At 58.6% G+C, this 3,517-nt stretch carries 4 protein-coding genes and 1 tRNA gene; 1 reads left to right on the top strand and 4 read right to left on the bottom strand.

Going from position 1 to position 3,517, the window contains the following annotated elements; all coding sequences use genetic code 11:
- Positions 1-50: 50 nt before the first annotated feature.
- Positions 51-127, top strand: a tRNA-Met gene (locus tag LOM8899_RS22890).
- Here LOM8899_RS22890 and LOM8899_RS22885 read toward each other — a convergent pair.
- The 4 genes from LOM8899_RS22885 to LOM8899_RS23645 form a co-directional block, all read right to left on the bottom strand.
- Complete coding sequence (locus LOM8899_RS22885; RefSeq protein ID WP_245820741.1) at positions 84-1,706, bottom strand: recombinase family protein; 1,623 nt, start codon at positions 1,704-1,706, stop codon at positions 84-86. The two genes, LOM8899_RS22890 and LOM8899_RS22885, sit on opposite strands and share 44 nt — an antisense overlap.
- A gap of 35 nt (positions 1,707-1,741) precedes the next feature.
- The gene (locus LOM8899_RS22880; protein WP_093994515.1) at positions 1,742-2,785 is read right to left on the bottom strand and encodes a tyrosine-type recombinase/integrase; all 1,044 of its coding nucleotides are present in this window, start codon (positions 2,783-2,785) and stop codon (positions 1,742-1,744) included.
- A gap of 336 nt (positions 2,786-3,121) precedes the next feature.
- Complete coding sequence (locus LOM8899_RS22870; RefSeq protein WP_093994513.1) at positions 3,122-3,331, bottom strand: helix-turn-helix domain-containing protein; 210 nt, start codon at positions 3,329-3,331, stop codon at positions 3,122-3,124.
- A partial coding sequence (locus tag LOM8899_RS23645; protein WP_211096266.1) for a hypothetical protein occupies positions 3,309-3,517 on the bottom strand: 209 nt, incomplete at its 5' end. The genes LOM8899_RS22870 and LOM8899_RS23645, both read right to left, overlap by 23 nt.

The raw sequence follows: 3,517 nt of genomic DNA, 5'->3' as shown, positions 1-3,517 counted from the left end.
CGTTCAGAGCAAAATAAGCTCTGTTATTCTCTCTATCGATGACATCCTGTCGCGGGATGGAGCAGCCCGGTAGCTCGTCAGGCTCATAACCTGAAGGTCGCAGGTTCAAATCCTGCTCCCGCAACCACTTTTGCCGAACCAACATCGATACCTGCAAAAGGCCCCTCTCCGGAGGGGCTTTTTGCGTTCTGCGCCAACCCGTTCATCGCCGTCAGTGCACCGTCCAAGGTCAGAACGACGCCGTCCTCCGCGTGCCTGACCGTGACCCGCTCGATCAGGCTGCGGATAATCTCCAGAGCTTGGGGGCGGATCTCGGGGTCGTCCAGTGTTGCCGACAGTGTCCGAACCTTGCGTCGATACATCTCCGCCAGATTGGGATGTAGCCGAACCGGTGTCGGGGCTGGTGCGGCCAGCAGTACGTCCAACTCGGCGACGCGTTGCTCCATGACCTCCAGCTTGTCCTGCAGACCCTTGGTGCGCAGCCCTTCGGCTATGGCGTCGTAGAGGCCCTCCAGCTTGCGAGCCGTGGCATCTCGTTCTGCTCGGAGGCGCGTCTGGAGCGCTTCCTTGTCGCTGTTGCCAGCATTTGCCTCAAGGGCGTAGCTCTTGATGAACTGTGCAACCGCCTCCGGCTGCATCAGGCGCTTTCGCATCAGGTCGAGGACAGCGTTCTCCAAGATACGGCGCCGGACCGATGTATTTTGATCGCAGGTCCCAAGTTTACGGGCCGCAGAGCAGGCCATGTAGTCTTTGCCCACCGAGGCGAGGGAGCTCCCGCAGACATCGCAAAATATCAGGCCCGTCAAGAGTTGGACCTCACGCCGTTTCTCCCAGAACTTCGTTGCCTTGATGCCTTTGACGCGCGGGCTCGCTTCGATCGCCTCCTGCCTGGCCTTCACAGCGCCCCAGAGCGCATCGTCGACGATCCGCAGGTCGGGAACGTCTGTAATGATCCATTCGGTGGGATCGTTGAGACGTGAAACCCGACGCCCGGTATCGGGGTCTTTGATGTAGCGAAGCCGGTTCCAGACGAGGCGGCCAATGTAGAGTTCATTGTTGAGAAGACCGGTGCCGCGGGTCCGGTGACCCCGGATCGCCGTATCACGCCATAGAGCACCGCGTGGTCCCTCGATGCCTTCAGATGTAAGACGCTGGGCGATGGACTTTGGCGACCGTCCATCCGCGAACTCCTGAAATACCCGGCGGATGATATAGGCTTGATCGTCATTGATCTGCCGCTCCCCTGTGACCGGGAGACCGTCGGGGCCAAGGCGGCGGACGGCATCATAGCCGTAACTGTTGCCACCGCCTGATAGACCCCGCTCGACGCGGCCTCTGAGACCGCGACGGGTCTTTGCGGCAAGGTCTTTGAGGAAGAGCTGGTTCATCGTGCCCTTGAGCCCAACATGAAGCTCGCCGATCTCTCCTTCGGAGAGAGTGACGCTGCCGACCTCGGCAAAGGAGAGCCGTTTGAAGATCGTGGCGACATCCGCTTGGTCGCGGCTCAGACGATCAAGGGCTTCGCAGAGCAAGACATCGAATTTGCCGGCCTGAGCCTGGTTCAAAACGTCCTGAAGCCCGGGGCGGAGCATCGATGCACCCGACAAGGCCCGGTCAGTGAAGATGCCTGTGATGGTCCAGCCCTCACGTTCTGCCCTTTCCCGGCACAGGCGCTCTTGATCGTCAATCGAAGCATCACGCTGCATCTGGCTGGAGAAGCGGGCGTAAATGGCAACACGGATCATCGGGTGTCCTTCTTCAGCTTACCAATCAGGGAGGCATAGTCGCGACCGGCATCGATTGTTTGGGCGTGGATATAGTGGCGTTCCGCAGTTCGGGGACTTGAGTGGGCTAGAACAGGTTGGATCAGTCGTGATGCTTGAGGGGACGTTCGCACCATTGTTGTTGCTGCCGCATCGCGAAACAAGTGTGGTGATACACGCTTGCCGGTCAGCCTTTTGGTGAGTTTGCCGATACGGCTGCCGATGTAATTCTGGCCGATGATCTCACCCTTTTTGCCGACCCAGAGGATGTCGTGATGCTGGTCGCCACGCGACATTAGAAACGGACGGGCGTCCTCAATATAGCGGCGTAGTGTGGGCTCGACCTGATGCGGTACAGCTGTCTCCCACGACACAGCGGTTTTGGTCATGTCCTCACTCAAGCAAATGAGGATGCGAGCGCCATCGACATGAACGGACCGATCAAGAGCAAGTTCACAAAAGGAACGTCGGCGCATTGGCAAGACAGCCAACAGAGCAATCATGGCACCATCGCGCAACCGCTTCTTGCGTTCGAGCGGAGTTGCGGCAGCTTCTGAATAGGGGCCGGCATGGTTTAGTCCCAGTTGCAGGAGGACTGCGCTGGACAGGACGCGGCCGCTCTTTCGTGATTGATCGCCGCGTCCCGCGGCGCGCCTCAGGCCATCAAGCAGGCGCCGTTGCAGAGACCAATCCATCTCTGGTGCCGCTGCAACCAAAATCCGCAGAACCCCATCGATGTAGGAGAGGCGCGTCATTGGTCTGGTATGCTCCAAGGTCGCCAACCATTTCTGCAGCCGAGACACCGTGGCGCGGTCTGCTGGATGAAGATTGAGTGAAGCAACGTCGTGGGCCCTCAGCCATTTGATCCAGCGCGCATAGCGCGGTTCTAGGGAATTGTGTGTGGTTTGACGAAGGTGGGCGAGGGGCCCTGGATCGTCGAGAGGTCCCGCATCACTCCAAAGGGTTTGCCACATGACTTTGTCAGAACTTGGCCATTCGGCGCGGGGAGGATTGAAGGTCATTTGCGATTCCCCTTCTTTGTCTCGATCAGATCCGCAAAGGCGCGCGTTGCGGACTTTACTTCAAGTCCCGAGTACAAGCTTATGGTTCGACTGACCTCTGAATGGCCCAGCAGACGCCGTGCGACCTCGTATCCTCCGGGGTTGGCATCGAGCCAATTCATAACGGCGAGATGCCGAAACAGATGCGCATTGACCTCAAACCCTGTTCCCTTGCGCACACGCTTTGTGATCCTAGACCCCAACTGATTGGGGAGAACTGAGCCAGTTCTGGTGACGCTGTCTTCCCGAGAGCTCCGTAACCAATTGACATATATGGACATTGATAGACTTAAATGGTCACCATACATTGGCCTGCCGGTAGGCCGCATGGGCCGCCGGATCGATCCGCAAAAGGCGCCCTCCGGGGCCAACTCGCATGGCCAACAGCAGGCCAGCGGTGATCGCGCGGCGGACCGTTTTCTCCGAGCAGTTGTCCAATGCGGCCACCTCTTTGACAGTGAGCAGCTTGCGTGGCGTTGCCCTGCTATTTGTTTTTGTCGGGTTCATCGATTGCCTCCTTGGTGCCAGGAGCGTCCGCCGAAATTTCTCCTGCGACCTGACGCGCCTGGAGTAGCCCCCTGAAAGTGGTCCACCAACTGGGATAGATTTGTCCCGCAAATTGGAGGATCAGCGATGGCTGGAAAACGAGAAAAGCCCGAAGAGATCGTATCGAAGCTTCGGCAGGTTGAAGTT

Origin of the sequence: Flavimaricola marinus (genome assembly GCF_900184895.1) — a bacterium.
Lineage (GTDB): Bacteria > Pseudomonadota > Alphaproteobacteria > Rhodobacterales > Rhodobacteraceae > Flavimaricola > Flavimaricola marinus.
This window is presented reverse-complemented; position numbering and strand designations above follow the sequence as displayed.

Bases quoted from the DNA above. Each gene is read 5' to 3' on its own strand.
- LOM8899_RS22885 (WP_245820741.1), bottom strand. From the start codon at position 1,706: ATGCAGCGTGATGCTTCGATTGACGATCAAGAGCGCCTGTGCCGGGAA.
- LOM8899_RS22880 (WP_093994515.1), bottom strand. From the start codon at position 2,785: ATGACCTTCAATCCTCCCCGCGCCGAATGGCCAAGTTCTGACAAAGTC.
- LOM8899_RS22870 (WP_093994513.1), bottom strand. From the start codon at position 3,331: ATGAACCCGACAAAAACAAATAGCAGGGCAACGCCACGCAAGCTGCTC.